Origin of the sequence: Pseudomonas asuensis, from assembly GCF_014646755.1 — a bacterium.
GTDB lineage: Bacteria > Pseudomonadota > Gammaproteobacteria > Pseudomonadales > Pseudomonadaceae > Chryseomonas > Chryseomonas asuensis.
Genome location: NZ_BMNW01000055.1, coordinates 1 through 1558 on the forward strand (window position 1 = coordinate 1; position 1558 = coordinate 1558).

The 1558-nt window shown below is 48.7% G+C and carries 1 protein-coding gene and 1 pseudogene; both read left to right on the forward strand.

What is annotated here, in order from left to right; genetic code table 11:
- Window positions 1-512 precede the first annotated feature (512 nt).
- Window positions 513-956 carry a LexA family protein gene (locus IEX86_RS24590; RefSeq protein WP_188868770.1) on the forward strand — a complete coding sequence of 148 codons (444 nt, stop codon included), beginning with the start codon at window positions 513-515 and terminating at the stop codon, window positions 954-956.
- Window positions 949-1176, forward strand: a pseudogene (locus IEX86_RS25335) (Y-family DNA polymerase); the annotation flags it as partial. The gene IEX86_RS24590 and the pseudogene IEX86_RS25335, both read left to right, overlap by 8 nt.
- Between the last annotated feature and the right edge of the window lie 382 nt (window positions 1177-1558).

Genomic DNA, 1558 nt, shown 5'->3' on the forward strand with positions numbered 1-1558 from the left:
GGGTTGTTCTGCAGGACAGAGGATGCTGCTGAGAGACGTTGAGAAAGCATGGTTTAGCCTCAGGGCCACTAGCGGAGCAAATATTCTAGACATTCGCGTGATAGAGCTAAGTGGTTAGGCTGGCTATCGGGTTCCCTCAAGGCAGGTTAGAGACGCAATTGGATGTTGTTATTAAAGTGTACTCCAGCGGTAACAGCGAGCAACTATCGTCTGGGTATAGCGATAAATAGTCAGGAGGACTTAAACGACTACACCGCCTATTCGCTACACCTAACGACTACGCCTAATCACCTGATTTTGCCCTCAAACTGAAAGATTCTTTCCTCTCGCAAGTGATGCCATTTAGTTAGCATTTGCTCATATACTCCTACATATATCGCTTAAATGCAGGCTTTCTGTCTTAATAAAGCATATTCATAGTGCTCTTTTAAGCGGCTTGAAAGATTAATGAAAACTGTTCGCATGTACATGCTGTATATAAATACACTTAGCCCTGTCGCTCAGATATCGTCATGCAAACCCACTCCATCACTATTTTAGGCCCGCTTTCGACCATGGATTTAACCCTCCCGCTTTACGGGTATCGCGTTCCGGCAGGCTTTCCCAGTCCCGCCCAGGACCACATCGAGGAACGCATATCGCTGGACCATCTGCTTGAGATCCAGGCACCCCATACCTACCTGGTGCGTGCCCATGGCGATAGCATGATCGGGAGTGGTATCTATGACGGTGACCTGCTGGTCGTTGATCGATCCGCTGATGCAGTACAAGGTGACGTGATCATTGCCGCTATCAACGGCGAGCCTGTAGTCAAGCGACTTGGCAGAGTTGGCGAAACGCTGGCGCCTCTCTCTGATAATCCTCTCTACCAACCCCGGCTGATCCTTGAAGGTGACGACCTTGAGGTGTGGGGTATTGTGCGGTGCAGTCTGTGGATTCATCGCGTTCATTCCTGATAAAATCTATTTCCTGTTCGCTTTCAATAGTTTCTATGCATCGCGCGCGAGTGTTCAGGCCTGATCTCAAACAAACGCCTATTGTTGTGCTCTCGAATAACGATTCCTGCGTAATTGCTCGTTGCGCCTTAGCCAAGAAATTAGAGATCAAGATGGAGCGCCCTATTTCCAGATCAGGGACGAGCTAAAACGCCTTGGGTTTCAAGTGTTTAGTGCCAATTAGGCGTTGTAGTAAGTTACGTGGAATGCTTTTTGGCAGAGAGCAGTGTTTTCAAGGTCTGGAGGCCAATCCATGGCAATCACAATTCGCTATCGCGCGGTATTTGGACCCGACGTCTATTAGGGTTTGTCTGAAAAGTCTTGTTACCGGCCCGATAGCTTCTTTTCCGCGTCTTGCCATTGAGGAAAATCAATAAGTTAGAGAGGTGCTTCAGGCCATTCATGATGGCAATTTAATATTTTTCAGACAGAGCCTAGTTGTTTGGTCCCAGGGGGAAGGGGTTTATGGTATAGACCTCTATCGGAGGAGGATCCATGGCTCAGGCTCTACACAAACGCGCCACGACCACGCACGCCATCCGAGCGGAATTACAGCGATCGCA